This is a genomic window from Streptomyces sp. NPDC055189 (assembly GCF_053606765.1).
The window spans coordinates 19,413-35,027 of sequence record NZ_JBSGSG010000095.1; the positions used below are offsets into that span (position 1 = coordinate 19,413).

Here is a 15,615-nt window from a genome sequence, read left to right on the forward strand (position 1 = left end):
CGCCGGGGAGTCTCATTGGTGCGCCGCTTTGACGGTGCGGCTGGCCTGCCGCCGAAAAAGCCGTTCATCCGTCAGGCGGTGGTGGCTCGACGCGGGATCACCCTCCCCTCGCCGATAGCTAGGTTCACTCCAGGTAACCCTCGCCTCACCAGGAGCTGACCTTGAATCGTCGACCTGCTCTGCTCGCAACGGCTGCCCTGACTGTTGCGGCGCTCCTGTCGCTCTCTGCCTGCGGAGGGAGCGATGGCGGTGGCTCCGAGGGCGGCGACAAGATCGCGGGGGCCGGGTCCGGTGGCGAGCAGAGAGAGTCGCCGTCGCCGACACCGCCCGACGACGGGATCGAGCGCCCGGAGATCAAGCTGCCGAAGGGCGTGAAGAACGTCTTCGAGGGCGGCAGGACGGGTGACGCGAAGAAGGACGCGATCCTGGCGGACAACGAGCGGCGGATCAACTCGATTGACGAGGCGATCACGGTCGATGCCAAGGAACACCCGGCGTTGAGGTTCTATTCGGCGGGCGAGGCGTTGGTTTCGGCGGCGTATCACGTGCAGGGCTTTTACGAAGAGGCCAAGACCTTCGTCGGGACGACCCGGTATTACGACCGCGAGGTCACGTTCCTCAAGGGCGGCGCCGCCGCAGTGACGTATTGCGAGGACACCAGCAGGACGTACCCCAAGGATCGCAAGACCGGCAAGGTGGACAGGTCGATCCCGGAGTCCGGGCAGGATTACGCCTTCTACAACACCCGCCTGGAGAAGAACGAGGACGGCGTCTGGCAGACGACAAGCGTATTGACCACGACGGCCGCGAAGCGGTGCAGTGCGTGAACCAGCGCAGGCTGAGTCGCCGGTTCGTTCCCCTTCTCGCGTTGATCGTGACCATGGCGCCAGGCAGCGCTTATGCCTCCGCCGGTAAAGGGGCAGAAGTAGCTGCTCCGCAGGTCAAGGCCGGACGTCAGGACCGGAACCTCACCGTCCGGACGCAGATTCAGACGACTGTCAACAGCGCTCGGAGAACCGCCAATACGGGCACGCTCACATCGGCCGACAGCAACTGGGACCCGCCGGCCTGCTGGTATGAGCCCGCGTACTCCCCGAAGCAGATCCAGGCCGCAGTCAAAGCGTTCCGGAAGATCACGATGTTCGGAGTCGGCGACCTCGTGGGCGGCGCCTTCGACTCGTACTTCAAGGAAGGTCACCCCTACAAGAACTACAACCTCGACAAGCAGGGTGAGGGACAGTTCTGGGCGGCGGCCGTCAATGAGAAGCGCAAGGACGACCCCGAAGCCAACTCCTGTAAGCGGATGCCCTTCTGGGTACCCACCGGCGCCACTCCCAAGGAACCGCTGGCAATCTCGCCCGAGATCCTCGCCGAGTACGCCTACGACGAACTGCCCGTACCCGGCACCGAGATCGCGATGGCACCCGAGGGAACGACGAAGGTCAATCTTCCGACCTGGGTCTGGCTGGACAAGGCGAAGTTCAGGAAGGTCTCCGTGACCGCGAGCATCCCCGGCTCGGGGCTTTCCGCGACGGCGACCGCCGAGCCCGTGTCCCTCTCGATCGACCCGGGCACGCAGGACGCCGAGACCTACCCCGCTTCGGGGCAGTGCCCCATCGAGGACGGCAAGATCGGCACTCCCCGGGCCAAGGGCACCCCCGCGGACGTGCTCCCGCAGTGCGGCGTGCAGTATCTGCGGTCCTCCGGGGACGGCTCGTACAACCTCCGGTCGACCCTCACCTGGAAGATCTCCTGGACCAGCACCACCGGCGAGGGCGGCGATCTGCCGGACGGCGAGTTCGGCGCGGAGCAGCGGGTCGCGGCGGAGGAGATCCAGTCCGTCAACCGCTGAGCGCAGGCGAACGGATGCGGCGATTGCAGAAAAGTCCCGTGGTGCACACCGCTTAGTGGCGTATTGCCGGGACTTTTTTGCAACTGGTCAGCGTGGGGTGGCTTTGAGGGTGCGTATCAGGGCGTGGAGGCGGTCGGGGGTTGTGGTGAGGGTGACGTCTGGGGCGTCGCTTTCGCGGAGGTGGATTGGCCCGTCCGGGGCCGCGGCTATGTAGATGCAGGAGGAGGCCTCCTGGCTGTGGGATGACTTCTGCCAGCGCAATTCCGACACTTGGGCTCCTTCAGAGGTCGCGGGCCAGCCGCATGATGTGGTCCCGGGACGCGCCCGGCGCCAGTGCGGCGGTTTCCATGCGGTCCAGGACCAGACGGTAGCGCTCCAACTGAGCTGGTGAGTCGATGAGTTCTCCACCGTGATCGGTGTCGATCTGCACGGTGTCGAGCTGCTGAACCGGGCCGTGGAAGTAGTCGACGCCCTGACCGGACGTGTGGAAAGGGCCGCTGTCGAATGTGATCACGGCGATGGCGACATGCCCTGCCTCGCTCATCACGGCTAGGTGTTCGAGCTGGGCTCGTGTGGTGGCCCGGTCGCCGAACCGCATGCGTAGCGCGGCTTCGTGAATGATCGCGGTGTACGGCGGAGGGTGTTCACGGTGCAGGACTTCCTGGCGCTTGATGCGGTGCGAGACGCGGTGTTCGATCTCGTGGGGCTTCAGCGAAGGCACGGTCTGGTTGAACAAGGCTCGCGCGTGGTCCGGGGTTTGAAGCAGCCCGGGAATGTTGATGATCTGAGCCACGCGTAGCGCGACGGCGTGGTGCTCGACCTCGGTGAGGTCGAGCATCCGATGGGAGTGGATTTCGCGGTACTCCTCCCACCATCCGCGCCTGCGCTCGCCCGTCATGGAGGCAAGCGCGTCGATCAGGGCCTCGTCGGTGCAGTCGTAGTGGCGAGCCAAGGTGCGTACCCGTTCGCCGCTGACTCCGTAGCGGCCGGCCTCGATATTGCTGATGCGTGACTGCGTGGCACCCAGCAGGGAGGCCGCCTCGGTGGCCGACAGATCCGTGCGTTCGCGCAGCCTGCGGAGTTCAGTTCCGAGGCGTCGTCGGCGGGCTGTTACCGGTGGGCTCGTCGACGGCATTGGCGGTGCTCCTTGCTCGTATGCATGGCGCAGAGGTAACTCACACGAGTTAACTAGGGCTGCAGTCCATGCTTTTCATGGAATGTAGTCCATGTAACTGACTACGGTGTGTCTCACGCCACTCAACTCCCCTGACCTGCAGGGCGGAAGTGCACCGCGCCCCACGGTCGCGGCATTGCCACCGCTGGGCGGGCGATACGTCGAGTGGGTCAACCCCTTCTCTGGGAGGCGCCTCCATGGTCACCGTAGCCCCACCCCAAGGCTGGTCCTACGCCCTTCATCTGCCCCACGATCCAAGAGCTCCCCGCGTGGCCCGTATGACCCTGAGAGCCGCTCTCGACGGGCACGGGATGGGTGAACTGTGCGACGTAGCAGAGCTGTTGACGTCCGAGATGGTCACCAATGCTTACCGGCACGCGAAAGGGCCCTCCTCGCTGCGGCTGCGGTCCGTGCGGGCCGGGCGGCTGCGGGTCGGGGTGTGGGACAGCAATCCCCATATCCCTGCGCCCTTCGACAAACCGCCTGGCCCGTTCGGTGCGCCGTTCACGCCGACGGATTCGGACAGCGGGCGTGGGCTCCTCCTCGTACGCCACTGTGCGGACGCGTGGGGCGGCTGGCCGCTAGGGGATCAGCTGTTCGGCAGTGGGGGGAAGCTGCTGTGGTTCGAGGTGGGGGAGTCTGCGAGGTGCGGCTAGCCGTAACGAATTTAGGCTAACTGGGTTCCGGCTAGCGGGGGCTGCGTCGCCGCACCGCATGCTCCGTGCCACCCCCGGCGGGGCTTGTGTCGTGCGGGGCGCGTGGTGGATGTTGGACGTGGGCGGGGGCAGGGGGTCTTCGCTGGGCTCTGTGAGGAGTCGGACAGCGAGGGGATCCGGACCATATGACCCAGCCTCCCGGCCAGCCGCCGCAGGACCCGCCGCCGCAGGGCGGATTCGGGCCCCCTCAGGAGCCCCGGCCGCCCGTGCCGGGGCCGCCCGCCGGGCCGTACGGCGCCCCGCCTCCCCCGCAGCAGCAGCCCGACGGGCAGAACCCCTACGCCGGGTCGCCCCAGCAGCCCGACGGGCAGAATCCCTACGCCGGGTCGCCCCAGCAGTCCGACGGGCAGAATCCCTACGCCGGGTCGCCCCAGCAGTCCGACGGGCAGAACCCCTACGCCGGGTCGCCCCAGCAGCCGTCGCCCTACGGTCAGCCTCAGCCGGGCCCGTACGGTCAGTCCCCGCAGGGCCAGCCGCCGTACGGGCAACCCCCGCAGGGCCAGCCCCCGCAAGGCCAGCCGCCCTACGGTCAGCCTCAGCCAGGCCCGTACGCCCAGTACGGACAGCCCCAGCCCGACCCCCAGTACGCCGGCTACCCACCGCCCCCACCCCCCGGCGGGAAGAAGAAGCTCGGCCTCGTCATCGGGTCCGTCGTCGTTGTCGCCGCCCTCGTTGGCGGCGGGATTTTTCTCGCCACCAGCGGCGACAGCAGCGACGACGGTAAAAAACCCAAGGCCGACAAGAGCGTTTCCGCCGGGCCGTCCGCCTCCGAGTCGGAGGAGTCCGCGGAGGAACCGCCCTCCGAGGACCCCGCCACGGAAGACCCTCTCGACGACCCGACCGACGGCGAGGAGGCGGCCGAACGGCCCGCCGGTGACACCGGCTACCAAGGGCAGTGGCAGAACTCCGAGGCCAAGACCCTCACCATCGGCGCCAAGCTGACCTCGGGGCAGGGCAAGGGCAAGAACTCCGTCTCGTACATCGACGCCGGCGGCGACGGGCTCTGCATGGGGCTCGGGCAGGAGCAGGGCGGCAGTTTCCGTATCGCCCTCAAGTGCGGCACCGGCGACGACGAGAAGTACATCTCGGCCGATGTCACCCAGGCCAACGACGAAGTGACCCTGAAGTGGGACAAGGGCGGCGGCACCGACGTACTCCCCTGGGTCAACTCGGCCTGACCCCTGACCCGAGCTGCCAGGCGGGCGGGGGGGAATGGGCGACCTCCGCACACGCCTCCCGCTCACGCCTCCCGCTCACGCCTCCCGCTCACGCCTCCCGCGCAGGCCCCTCACCGTCCGCCCCGCCCCCACGTGAGAGCAACGTTCCCCGGCGGTCACCGCGTGCCACAGGGCTGAAACCCGGCCTCCCTACCTTCGGGTCATCAGCCGCCAAGCCGTGGAGATGAGGCCTGTCATGTGGATCCAGCGGTGGGACCCGGAGGACGAGAGGTTCTGGAAGGAGGAGGGCGGCGAGCGCGTCGCCCGGCGGAATCTCGTGTTCTCGATCCTCTCCGAGCACATCGGGTTCTCGATCTGGACCCTGTGGTCGGTGATGGTCCTGTTCATGGGGCCCGAGTACGGGATCGACCCCGCCGGGAAGTTCTTCCTCGTGTCCATGGCCACCCTGGTCGGGGCCGTCGCCCGCGTCCCCTACACCTTCGCCGTCGCCCGCTTCGGCGGGCGCAACTGGACGATCATCGCGGCCAGCGCGCTCCTCGTGCCGACCGTCGCCGCCTTCGTGGTCATGGAGCCCGGTACCTCGTACTCCACCTTCATGGTGTGTGCGCTGCTCACCGGTGTGGGCGGGGGCAACTTCGCTTCCTCCATGACCAACATCAACTCCTTCTTCCCGTTGAAGAAGAAGGGGTGGGCCCTCGGGCTCAATGCCGGCGGCGGCAACATCGGCGTGCCCGTCGTCCAGCTCGCCGGGCTCGCGGTCATCGGGGCCGGGGGAGGGCCGCGGGTGCTGCTCGGGATCTACATCCCGCTCATCTTCGTCTCCGCCCTCTGCGCCGCCCTCTTCATGGACAACCTCGCCACCGTGAAGAACGACACCGGCGCGGCCAAGGAGGCCGTACGGGATGCCCATACGTGGATCATGGCTCTGCTGTACGTGGGGACCTTCGGGTCCTTCATCGGGTACAGCTTCGCTTTCGGGCTCGTCCTGCAGACCCAGTTCGGGCGTACGCCGCTGCAGGCCGCCGCCGTCACCTTCATCGGGCCGCTGCTCGGCTCGCTGATCCGGCCCGTCGGCGGGCGGCTCGCCGACCGGTTCGGCGGGGCCCGCATCACGCTGTGGAACTTCGTCGGGATGGGCGCGGCCACCGCCGTCGTCGTCATCGCCTCCATGCGCGAGTCGCTCGCCCTCTTCGTCGCCGCGTTCGTCGTGCTGTTCGTGCTGACGGGCCTCGGCAATGGGTCGACGTACAAGATGATTCCGGGCATCTTCCAGGCCAAGGCCCTGCAGAAGGGGCTGCACGGCGAAGCCGCCGCGGCCTACGGGCGGCGGCTCTCCGGGGCCTCCATGGGGCTGATCGGCGCCGTCGGCGCGCTCGGCGGGCTCGGGATCAATCTCGCCTTCCGGCAGTCCTTCCAGACCGTGGGCTCCGGGACCGGCGCGTTCGTCGCCTTCCTCGCCTTCTACGCGGTGTGCTTCTGCGTCACGTGGGCCGTATACCTTCGCCGCCCCGCGCCCGCGCCGGACTCCGGGCAGGCCCCGGACGCGGAGACAAAGCCCCAGCTCACGTACGCGCAGGTCTGACGGAGGGGTGGTCGTAGCCTGGTGTAACACGCACGACATCGTGATGATCCGGGGTTGTCACGGGCCGTTGGCAGGCTCGTGAGACCCCGGACCACCCATCACGCAGTACTAGCGGGACGAGAGCAGCTGCCATGCACGGGACCCCTCAGAACGGCCAAGACGGACGCGGAAACGCGCCGCTCGCCGGATTCACCGTCGGCGTCACCGCCGCCCGGCGCGCCGACGAGCTCGGCGCGCTGCTCCAGCGGCGCGGCGCCACCGTCCTGCACGCGCCCGCGCTGCGGATCGTCCCGCTCGCCGACGACAGCGAACTGCTCTCCGCGACCAAGGAATTGATCGACCACGCGCCCGACGTGGTGATCGCCACCACCGCGATCGGATTCCGGGGGTGGATCGAGGCCGCCGACGGCTGGGGGTTCGGCGACGCGCTGCTGCGATGTCTGCGGGGCGTCGAGATCCTCGCCCGCGGGCCCAAGGTCAAAGGCGCCATCCGCGCCGCCGGGCTCACCGAGGAGTGGTCGCCCTCGTCCGAGTCCATGGCGGAGGTCCTCGACCGGCTGCTCGCGGAAGGCGTCGAAGGGCGGCGCATCGCGCTCCAGCTGCACGGCGAACCGCTGCCCGGCTTCGTCGAGTCGCTGCGCGCCGGGGGAGCGGAGGTCGTCGGCGTGCCCGTCTACCGGTGGATGCCGCCCGAGGACCTCGCGCCCGTCGACCGGCTCCTCGATGCCACCGTGGCGCGCGCCGTCGACGCGCTGACCTTCACCAGCGCGCCCGCCGCCGCGTCCTTCCTGGCCCGCGCCGAGGACCGCGGCATGTCCATCGAGCTCTTCGCCGCGCTCCAGCACGACGTGCTCTCGGCCTGCGTGGGCCCGGTCACCGCGCTGCCGCTCCAGGACCGCGGCGTCGAGACGGTACAGCCCGAACGCTTCCGGCTCGGCCCCCTCGTACAGGTCCTGTGCCACGAACTCCCCGCCCGCGCCCGTACGTTGCCCGTCGCGGGACACCGAGTCGAGATCCGCGGCCACGCCGTCATGGTCGACGACGAGCTGCGGCCCGTACCGCCCGCCGGGATGTCGCTGCTGCGGGCGCTCGTGCGACGCCCCGGGTGGGTGGTCTCGCGGGCCGAACTCCTGCGCGCGCTGCCCGGCGCGGGGCGCGACGAGCACGCCGTGGAGACCGCGATGGCCAGGCTGCGTACGGCACTCGGTGCGCCCAAGCTCGTCCAGACGGTGGTCAAGCGGGGCTATCGGCTCGCGCTCGATCCGGCCGCCGGATCGGCCGCCGGGTCCAAGTACGCCGACTGACGGGCCTTGTTGTCACGGTTGTCCCGTCCGCGCAGCACCAGCGCCCGCGCGAGGAGTCCGATCGCCACGGTGGAGAGCACGGCCCGTACGGCGTTCCAGGCCAGCCACATGTCCTCGAACTTCTCGCGCACCGCGGCCGGATCGGAGATCTTCGCGGGGTCGCCCGCGTCCGCGAGCTCGTCGTTCAGCGGCACGTTCACGACCGACGTGATCGCGAAGGCCAGGAGATAGACGACGAGCGCCGCGAGCACCCACCGGAACGAGTTCGTGCCGCGCAGCTGCCACGCGGAGAGTGCCGTGAAGAGCAGCGCCCCGAAGAAGCTCGCGAAGAACACCGGGTTGTTGAACGCGTCGTTCGTGTTCTGCATGACCTCGATGAAGACGCGGTCCTCGCTGCGTCCGAGGCCGGGCATCACGCCGCAGGAGAAGATGTAGAAGGTTCCGGCGATCAGGCCCATGGTCACGACGGCCGCCCCCAGAACGGCCCCCGCGCCGCCCTGCCCCCGCCGGTTCGTCACTCGGTTGTCTCTCATGTGACCGAGTCAACCGGCCGCACGGACGCCCGCCCATGGTTGTGAAGCGCACCCCCATAAGCGGGCGTCTCACGCCGCGGCGCGGTGGCAGGGGTTCCGCGCCCGCCCGAGTCGGGGCACTGTAGGGGGAGCACTCACCGGTAACCCCACAAGGCGGTGACACGCGCATGGCACTGGGCATGGACCCGGCCACGTTCGAGCTGCGATTCGACTCCGGGCGAAGCTGTCTGGACCTCGTGGCGACGAACCATCCCGTGGAACGGCTCGACTCCGTGGACCGGCTGCGTGCCTGGCTCGCGGGCGCCGGGCTCATCCCGGATCGCACGGCCCTGCCGGGAGCGGGGCCGGTCTGGCTCGTGGCATTCCGCGAACTGCGCTCGAACGTCAGCCAGTTGGTGCTCGCGGAACTCGAAGGGCGGTACGCCGAAACCGCGTTGACCCGGATCAACGCCCTCGCGGCCACCGCGCCGCCGGCCCCCCGCGCCGTCCGGCACCCCGACGGCAGCCTGGTCCGCGCCCTGGACGGCGACCCCGACTGCGCGGCGCTCCTCGCGGCCGTCGCCCGTGATGCCGTCGACCTGGTCACCGACCCCGCAGCGCGCGCCCTGCTGCGCCAGTGCGAGGGCGACAACTGCCCCATCGTGTACCTGGACACGTCCCGCGGGCGCCGCCGCCGCTGGTGCTCCAGCGAGGTGTGCGGCAACCGTGAGCGCGTGGCCAGACACCGGCGACGGGCGGCGCTCGCCAGAGCCTGAAGCGCCGTCGGGAACAAGCCGCGGAAAATCCGTGTGATCTCCGTTGAACGCAACTCCGGCCGCCTACGTAAGTCCAGGGTGAACAGCCGACAGGGCGAAGCCCGAAGAAGAGCGGACACCGGAGGCAAGCGTGCGCAAGGATTCCGCCGTGGCCGATGAGCGCCCGCAGGAACGCCCGCACCGACATCGCCTGGTCCCCGGACGCAACGGGCCCGACGAGGAGTTGATGCGCGCCCTCTACCGCGAACACGCGGGCCCGCTACTGGCCTATGTGCTCCGACTTGTGGCGGGAGACCGGCAGCGCGCCGAAGATGTCGTACAGGAAACGCTCATCCGTGCCTGGAAGAACGCCGGTCAGCTCAATCGTGCGACCGGTTCGGTACGCCCCTGGCTGGTGACGGTCGCCCGGCGCATCGTCATCGACGGCCACCGCAGCCGGCAGGCCCGGCCGCAGGAGGTCGACCCGTCGCCGCTGGAGGTCATCCCCGCGGAGGACGAGATCGATAAGGCGCTGTGGCTGATGACACTCTCGGACGCGCTCGAGGACCTGACTCCCGCGCACCGGGAGGTACTTGTCGAGACCTACTTCAAAGGGCGTACGGTCAATGAGGCGGCCGAGACGCTGGGTATACCCAGCGGGACGGTGCGTTCGCGGGTCTTCTACGCGCTTCGCTCGATGAAGCTGGCGCTCGAGGAGCGGGGGGTGACGGCATGAACGAGTCCTACGGACATGACGCGCGGGGCCAGGCGGAGGCGGGCGACGTGCACGAGACCGTCGGCGCCTACGCCCTCGGCATCCTGGACGACGCGGAGGCGACGGCCTTCGAGGCACATCTGGCGGGCTGCGAGTTCTGCGCGCACCAGCTGGAGGAGTTCTCGGGCATGGAGCCGATGCTGTCGGCGCTCGCGGATTTCCCGGGACCGCGCGGCGTACCGGCGATCGGCGAGCAGCTCGCCGCCCGGCCGAGTCCGCGCCTCGCGGACCGCCTGGTGGACGAGGTGTCCGTCAAGCGTCAGCAGAAGCGCAGGCGCGGCATGTATCTGGTGGCCGCCGCGGCGGCGCTGATCATCGGCGGGCCGCTCGCGGTCCTGGCGGTGAGTGACGACGGCGGATCGACGGACGTGGCGGGCGAGCCGCACCCCACGAGCCCCGCCGAGGACGCCTTCTTCAACCACATGGACGACAAGATCACGGCGACGGACCCGAAGACCAAGGTCAGCGCCACGGTCGGCACGGAGAAGAAGGCCTGGGGCACGCACGCGGTCCTGGAGCTGAAGAACGTCAAGGGGCCGCTCAAGTGCTCCCTGGTCGCCGTCGGCAAGGACGGCGAGAAGGAGACGGTGACCACCTGGTCCGTCCCGAAGTGGGGTTACGGCATCGAGGACAGCCCGAACAAGTGGGCGCGCAGTCCGCTGTACGTGCACGGGGGCGCCGCGATGGACCGCAACGACATCGACCACTTCGAGGTGACCACCCTCAACGGTGCTCACCTTGTGGAGGTCGACGCGTAGGCGGCGCGCGGGCCTCGCGTGGGCGGCGCGGAGTTCACGCGCAGGAGAAGTGCACACAGGGGCCCCCTTTCGCGTACGGTAGACGGCTGCTCAATAGGGCAGCTGCACGTCCGGAAAGGGGCCTCGGTGGCCGACGTACGCGACCGCGAGATCAGCGTCGAACAAGAACATCTCGACCAGGTCTACCGGCGTCTCGAGGAGAAGATCCACGAGGCCGAGTTCCTGATGACCGACGCGGCCAAGCGCTCCCAGGTCGGCACGCCGGGCGCGCTCGCCGAGCGGGACGCCCAGGTGTTCCGCGCGGGGGTGCATCTCAACCGGCTCAACAACGAGTTCGAGGACTTCCTCTTCGGGCGGATCGACCTGCTGCTCGGCAAGGACGGCAAGAAGGGCCCGGACGGCGCGTACACGTCGGTCGAGCCCGCCGAGGACGCGGTGAGCGAGAACAACACCGCCGAGATCGCCGAGACCCTGCACATCGGCCGCATCGGCGTCCTGGACGCGGACTACTCCCCGCTGGTCATCGACTGGCGCGCCCCGGCCGCGGCGCCCTTCTACCGCTCGACGCCGGTAGACCCGGGCCGTGTCGTACGGCGCCGGGTCATCCGCTCCAAGGGCCGCAGGGTCCTGGGCGTCGAGGACGACCTGATGCGTCCCGAGCTGACGGCCACCCTGAACGGCGAGTCGCTGCCCGTCATCGGCGACGGCGCCCTGATGGCAGCGCTCGGCCAGGCCCGCAGCCACACGATGCGCGACATCGTTGCCTCGATCCAGGCCGAGCAGGACATGGTCATCCGCGCCCCCGCCGCGTCGGTGACGTACGTGGAGGGCGGACCCGGCACGGGCAAGACCGCCGTGGCGCTGCACCGCGCGGCGTACCTCCTCTACCAGGACCGCCGCCGGTACGCGGGCGGCATCCTCATCGTCTCGCCGACCCCGCTGCTCGTGGCGTACACCGAGGGCGTGCTGCCCTCGCTCGGCGAGGAGGGGCAGGTCGCGATCCGCGCGGTGGGCTCGCTCTCCGACGAGGCCGCGGCCGAGGGGGCGACGGTCTACGACTCGCCCGCGGTGGCCAGGGTCAAGGGTTCCTCGCGGATGCTGCACGTGCTGCGCAAGGCGGCGCGGGGGGCTCTTGAGGGTGCCGCGGGTACGGCCGCGAAGGCGCCCTCGCAGGAGGGCCAGCTCGCCTTCGGCGACGACGAGGAGGACGAGGGGCCCAAGGCCCCCGCCGAGACCCCCACGCGCCTGCGTGTGGTCGCCTTCGGCCGCCGCCTTGAGCTGGAGGCCGACGCCCTGGGCCGCATCCGCCGCAACGCGCTCAGCGGCACGGCGCCCGTCAACCTGCTGCGTCCGCGCGCCCGCAAGCTCATCCTGGACGCCCTGTGGTCGCAGTCGGGGTCCGCGGGCCGGCACAGCGACCCGGAGCTGGCCGCCGAGCTGCGTTCCTCCTTCGACGAGGACATCACGTCCGAGGACGATTTCATCCGCTTCCTCGACGCCTGGTGGCCCGAACTCACCCCCCGCTCCGTGCTGTCCGCGATGGGCGACGAGCGGCGCCTCGGCCGCTGGGCGCGCCGGGTCCTGAACCCCGGCGAGGTCCGCAAGGTCGCCCGCTCCCTCAAGCGCGACGCCCTGTCCGTGCACGACGTGGCGCTCCTCGACGAGCTCCAGTCGATCCTCGGTACGCCGCACAGGCCCCGCAAGAAGAAGGACCTGGACCCGCTCGACCTGCTCACCGGCCTCGACGAACTGATGCCGCAGCGCGAGGAGTCCCAGCGCGAGCGCGCCGAGCGGCTCGCCGCCGAGCGCACCGAGTACGCGCACGTCATCGTCGACGAGGCCCAGGACCTGACCCCCATGCAGTGGCGCATGGTCGGCCGCAGGGGCCGGCACGCCACGTGGACGATCGTCGGCGACCCGGCCCAGTCCTCCTGGTCCGACCCGGACGAGGCCGCCGCCGCCCGCGACGAGGCCCTTGGCAGCCGCCCGCGCCGTCGTTTCACCCTCACCGTCAACTACCGCAACCCCGCCGAGATCGCGGATCTCGCGGCCAAGGTGCTCGCGCTCGCGATGCCGGGCGCCGAGTCGCCGTCGGCCGTCCGGTCCACCGGAGTGAAGCCCCGCTTCGCAGTTGTACGGGACAAGGACCTCGGCGCGTCGGTGCGCGCGGAGGCGGCGCGGCTCTTGGACCAGGTGGACGGCACGATCGGCGTGGTCGTGGCGATGAACCGCCGCGAGCAGGCGGCCCGGTGGCTGGAAGACCTCGGCGACCGCGTGGTGGCGCTCGGCTCATTGGAGGCCAAGGGCCTGGAGTACGACGCCACGGTCGTCGTGTCTCCGGCGGAGATCGCGGACGAGTCCCCGGCGGGCCTGCGCGTCCTGTACGTGGCCCTGACCAGGGCGACACAGCAGCTGACGGTCCTGTCCGGGGAGCGCGACGTGCCGGACGGCGAAGGGGTGCCGGACCTGCTCCGGGAATGACTTCAGAGACTTGTGGGGACGGGAATTGCCTTACGGGGATCGTTTGTTACCGTTGATGTGGCACCGGCCCGATCCAAGCCCCCGGGCCCAACCTTCGTCGCTACGAGCGACCACTTGCCGCGAGGCGAGCATGGCGGGTCGGTGTCATCAACGTAGGAAGAGGCCCTTGTCACCACGTGACGAGGGCCTCTTCCGGTTTTCAACCACCGGTTTCCGTTCCCCCCTACCGGCTTCCCGCTACTTCTCGTATGGTGGAAACTAGTTTCCGAAAAGCTGGTGAACGAAAAGTTCGCAATCCGAGGCAGCTACCACGTACTCAGCGGTAGGTGCGACGATCGGACGGCAAGAGCAACACGGTGAAAGCAGAGGAAGTCGGCCATGGCAACGGCGCCCAGCGTCTCCTACTCGAACACGGTCCGGTTGGAGGTGCCCGCGAGCGGCACCGCGGTCTCCCAGATCACCACGGCCGTCGAGTCCCACGGAGGCTCGGTCACCGGCCTCGACGTCACGGCTTCCGGCCATGAGGCGCTGCGGATCGACGTCACGATCGCGGCGACCTCCACGACGCACGGCGACGAGATCGTCGCCCAGCTGCGCACGATCGAGGGCGTCACCGTCGGCAAGGTCTCCGACCGTACGTTCCTGATGCACCTCGGCGGCAAGATCGAGATGGCGTCCAAGCACCCCATCCGGAACCGCGACGACCTCTCCATGATCTACACCCCGGGCGTGGCCCGCGTGTGCATGGCGATCGCCGAGAACCCGGAGGACGCGCGCCGCCTCACGATCAAGCGAAACTCCGTTGCGGTCGTAACGGACGGCTCGGCCGTCCTGGGCCTCGGCAACATCGGCCCGAAGGCCGCACTGCCCGTCATGGAGGGCAAGGCGGCCCTCTTCAAGCGCTTCGCGGGCATCGACGCGTGGCCGCTGTGCCTGGACACCCAGGACACCGACGCGATCGTCGAGATCGTCAAGGCGATCGCCCCCGGCTTCGCGGGCATCAACCTCGAGGACATCTCGGCGCCGCGCTGCTTCGAGATCGAGGCGCGCCTGCGCGAGGCCCTGGACATCCCCGTCTTCCACGACGACCAGCACGGCACCGCGATCGTCGTGCTCGCCGCGCTGACCAACGCACTTCGCGTGGTGGGCAAGGGAGTCGGCGACGTACGCGTCGTCATGTCCGGCGCGGGCGCGGCCGGTACGGCCATCCTCAAGCTGCTCATCGCGGCGGGCGTCAAGCACGCCGTCGTGGCCGACATCCACGGCGTCGTGCACGCCGACCGCGAGGACCTCGTGGACGCCGCGCCGGACTCGCCGCTGCGCTGGATCGCCGACAACACCAACCCCGAGGGCGCCCGCGGCACCCTCAAGCAAGCGGTCGTCGGGGCCGACGTCTTCATCGGCGTCTCGGCTCCCAACGTCCTGGGCGCGGACGACGTGGCGGCCATGGCTGACGGTGCCATCGTGTTCGCGCTCGCGAACCCGGACCCCGAGGTCGACCCCGCGATCGCCCGTCAGACGGCGGCGGTCGTGGCCACGGGCCGCTCGGACTTCCCGAACCAGATCAACAACGTCCTGGTCTTCCCCGGCGTCTTCCGCGGCCTGCTCGACGCCCAGTCGCGCACCGTCAACACGGAGATGATGCTGGCGGCGGCAGGCGCCCTCGCGGACGTCGTCGCCGAGGACGAGCTCAACCCGAACTACATCATCCCCAGCGTCTTCAACGACAAGGTCGCGGGCGCGGTCGCCGATGCGGTGCGCAACGCGGCGAAGGCCGCCGGGGTGACTGTGACAGCCGCCACGGCCCAGTAGTACGGCGCGTCGTGGAACGCAGGGCCCGCAATGGCCCTCTAGGGTGGCGTGGAAGCGCGCCCCCGACTGCCACCTTCCAGGGGGCGGTGAAGCCTTTCGTGGGATCTCCCAGAGGTCTCGCGGGACCTCCCAAGGGCCCCGGATTGGCTTTACCGCCGCAGGTGGGGGCAGGATGCCTTTCTGGGCGCGAGGGTCCGGACGACGGACCCGGGTCCGGGGCCTGACCGAGGACCCTGGCAGCATCGGCTTCGCTGTGCCCATCATGCGGCTCCGCCGCGTGGCACGCCTCAACGGCAAGAAGAACACGGGAGTACAAACATGAACCGCAGTGAGCTGGTGGCCGCGCTGGCCGACCGCGCCGAGGTGACCCGCAAGGACGCCGACGCCGTGCTGGCCGCGTTCGCCGAGACCGTCGGCGAGATCGTTGCCAAGGGCGACGAGAAGGTCACCATCCCCGGCTTCCTGACCTTCGAGCGCACCCACCGTGCCGCTCGCACCGCCCGGAACCCGCAGACCGGCGAGCCGATCAACATCCCGGCCGGCTACAGCGTCAAGGTTTCGGCGGGCTCCAAGCTCAAGGAAGCCGCCAAGGGCAAGTAGCCTCAAGCAGCAAACAGAAGGGGCGGTCACCCGGTGGGTGACCCCCCCCTCTATTTATTCGTGGGCGTCAGCCCAGCGGAGCCCAGCCCCGCAGCACCACCATACCGCCCCGCGCC

At 69.6% G+C, this 15,615-nt stretch carries 15 protein-coding genes; 12 read left to right on the forward strand and 3 right to left on the reverse strand.

Annotated features, from left to right (window positions below; genetic code table 11):
- Positions 1 to 161: 161 nt before the first annotated feature.
- Both ACWFR3_RS39715 and ACWFR3_RS39720 read left to right on the forward strand, forming a co-directional pair.
- Positions 162 to 827 (forward strand): hypothetical protein, encoded by a 666-nt coding sequence (locus tag ACWFR3_RS39715; protein WP_453739568.1) that lies wholly within the window; start codon positions 162 to 164, stop codon positions 825 to 827.
- A 311-nt stretch (positions 828 to 1,138) separates the two neighbouring features.
- On the forward strand, positions 1,139 to 1,852 hold the full coding sequence (locus ACWFR3_RS39720; RefSeq protein ID WP_453739569.1) for a hypothetical protein: 714 nt from the start codon (positions 1,139 to 1,141) through the stop codon (positions 1,850 to 1,852).
- A gap of 87 nt (positions 1,853 to 1,939) precedes the next feature.
- Here ACWFR3_RS39720 and ACWFR3_RS39725 read toward each other — a convergent pair whose 3' ends face one another.
- Positions 1,940 to 2,122: a DUF397 domain-containing protein gene (locus ACWFR3_RS39725; protein ID WP_453739570.1), complete on the reverse strand. Its 183-nt coding sequence runs from the start codon at positions 2,120 to 2,122 to the stop codon at positions 1,940 to 1,942.
- A gap of 10 nt (positions 2,123 to 2,132) precedes the next feature.
- Positions 2,133 to 2,987: a helix-turn-helix domain-containing protein gene (locus ACWFR3_RS39730; protein WP_453739571.1), complete on the reverse strand. Its 855-nt coding sequence runs from the start codon at positions 2,985 to 2,987 to the stop codon at positions 2,133 to 2,135.
- A gap of 317 nt (positions 2,988 to 3,304) precedes the next feature.
- Between ACWFR3_RS39730 and ACWFR3_RS39735 the strand changes: the two genes are divergently transcribed.
- The 4 genes from ACWFR3_RS39735 to ACWFR3_RS39750 all read left to right on the forward strand — a co-directional run bounded on the left by ACWFR3_RS39735 (position 3,305) and on the right by ACWFR3_RS39750 (position 7,806).
- Positions 3,305 to 3,682 carry an ATP-binding protein gene (locus ACWFR3_RS39735; protein WP_453739583.1) on the forward strand — a complete coding sequence of 126 codons (378 nt, stop codon included), beginning with the start codon at positions 3,305 to 3,307 and terminating at the stop codon, positions 3,680 to 3,682.
- A 185-nt stretch (positions 3,683 to 3,867) separates the two neighbouring features.
- Positions 3,868 to 4,920, forward strand: a complete 1,053-nt coding sequence (locus ACWFR3_RS39740) for a hypothetical protein (protein ID WP_453739572.1) — start codon at positions 3,868 to 3,870, stop codon at positions 4,918 to 4,920.
- 235 nt (positions 4,921 to 5,155) lie between these two features.
- Complete coding sequence (locus ACWFR3_RS39745) at positions 5,156 to 6,502, forward strand: nitrate/nitrite transporter (protein ID WP_453739573.1); 1,347 nt, start codon at positions 5,156 to 5,158, stop codon at positions 6,500 to 6,502.
- Between the two features lie 131 nt (positions 6,503 to 6,633).
- Positions 6,634 to 7,806: a uroporphyrinogen-III synthase gene (locus ACWFR3_RS39750; protein WP_453739574.1), complete on the forward strand. Its 1,173-nt coding sequence runs from the start codon at positions 6,634 to 6,636 to the stop codon at positions 7,804 to 7,806.
- Here the strand turns inward: ACWFR3_RS39750 and ACWFR3_RS39755 are convergent.
- Positions 7,746 to 8,339 (reverse strand): anthrone oxygenase family protein, encoded by a 594-nt coding sequence (locus tag ACWFR3_RS39755; protein WP_453739575.1) that lies wholly within the window; start codon positions 8,337 to 8,339, stop codon positions 7,746 to 7,748. The two genes, ACWFR3_RS39750 and ACWFR3_RS39755, sit on opposite strands and share 61 nt — an antisense overlap.
- A 167-nt stretch (positions 8,340 to 8,506) precedes the next feature.
- On the opposite strand from ACWFR3_RS39755, the gene ACWFR3_RS39760 reads away from it, so the two are divergent.
- From ACWFR3_RS39760 to ACWFR3_RS39785, 6 genes are all read left to right on the forward strand, one after another.
- Positions 8,507 to 9,094, forward strand: coding sequence for a CGNR zinc finger domain-containing protein (locus tag ACWFR3_RS39760; RefSeq protein WP_453739576.1), 588 nt, complete (start codon positions 8,507 to 8,509; stop codon positions 9,092 to 9,094).
- Positions 9,095 to 9,224: 130 nt separating this feature from the next.
- Positions 9,225 to 9,809 carry a sigma-70 family RNA polymerase sigma factor gene (locus ACWFR3_RS39765; RefSeq protein WP_453739577.1) on the forward strand — a complete coding sequence of 195 codons (585 nt, stop codon included), beginning with the start codon at positions 9,225 to 9,227 and terminating at the stop codon, positions 9,807 to 9,809.
- Positions 9,806 to 10,606 carry an anti-sigma factor family protein gene (locus ACWFR3_RS39770; RefSeq protein WP_453739578.1) on the forward strand — a complete coding sequence of 267 codons (801 nt, stop codon included), beginning with the start codon at positions 9,806 to 9,808 and terminating at the stop codon, positions 10,604 to 10,606. The genes ACWFR3_RS39765 and ACWFR3_RS39770 overlap by 4 nt, the downstream gene beginning before the upstream one ends.
- A 126-nt stretch (positions 10,607 to 10,732) precedes the next feature.
- On the forward strand, positions 10,733 to 13,087 hold the full coding sequence (locus ACWFR3_RS39775) for a HelD family protein (RefSeq protein WP_453739579.1): 2,355 nt from the start codon (positions 10,733 to 10,735) through the stop codon (positions 13,085 to 13,087).
- A 378-nt stretch (positions 13,088 to 13,465) separates the two neighbouring features.
- Positions 13,466 to 14,899 (forward strand): malic enzyme-like NAD(P)-binding protein, encoded by a 1,434-nt coding sequence (locus ACWFR3_RS39780; protein ID WP_453739580.1) that lies wholly within the window; start codon positions 13,466 to 13,468, stop codon positions 14,897 to 14,899.
- 318 nt (positions 14,900 to 15,217) lie between these two features.
- On the forward strand, positions 15,218 to 15,499 hold the full coding sequence (locus ACWFR3_RS39785) for an HU family DNA-binding protein (protein ID WP_016645140.1): 282 nt from the start codon (positions 15,218 to 15,220) through the stop codon (positions 15,497 to 15,499).
- Positions 15,500 to 15,615: the final 116 nt, after the last annotated feature.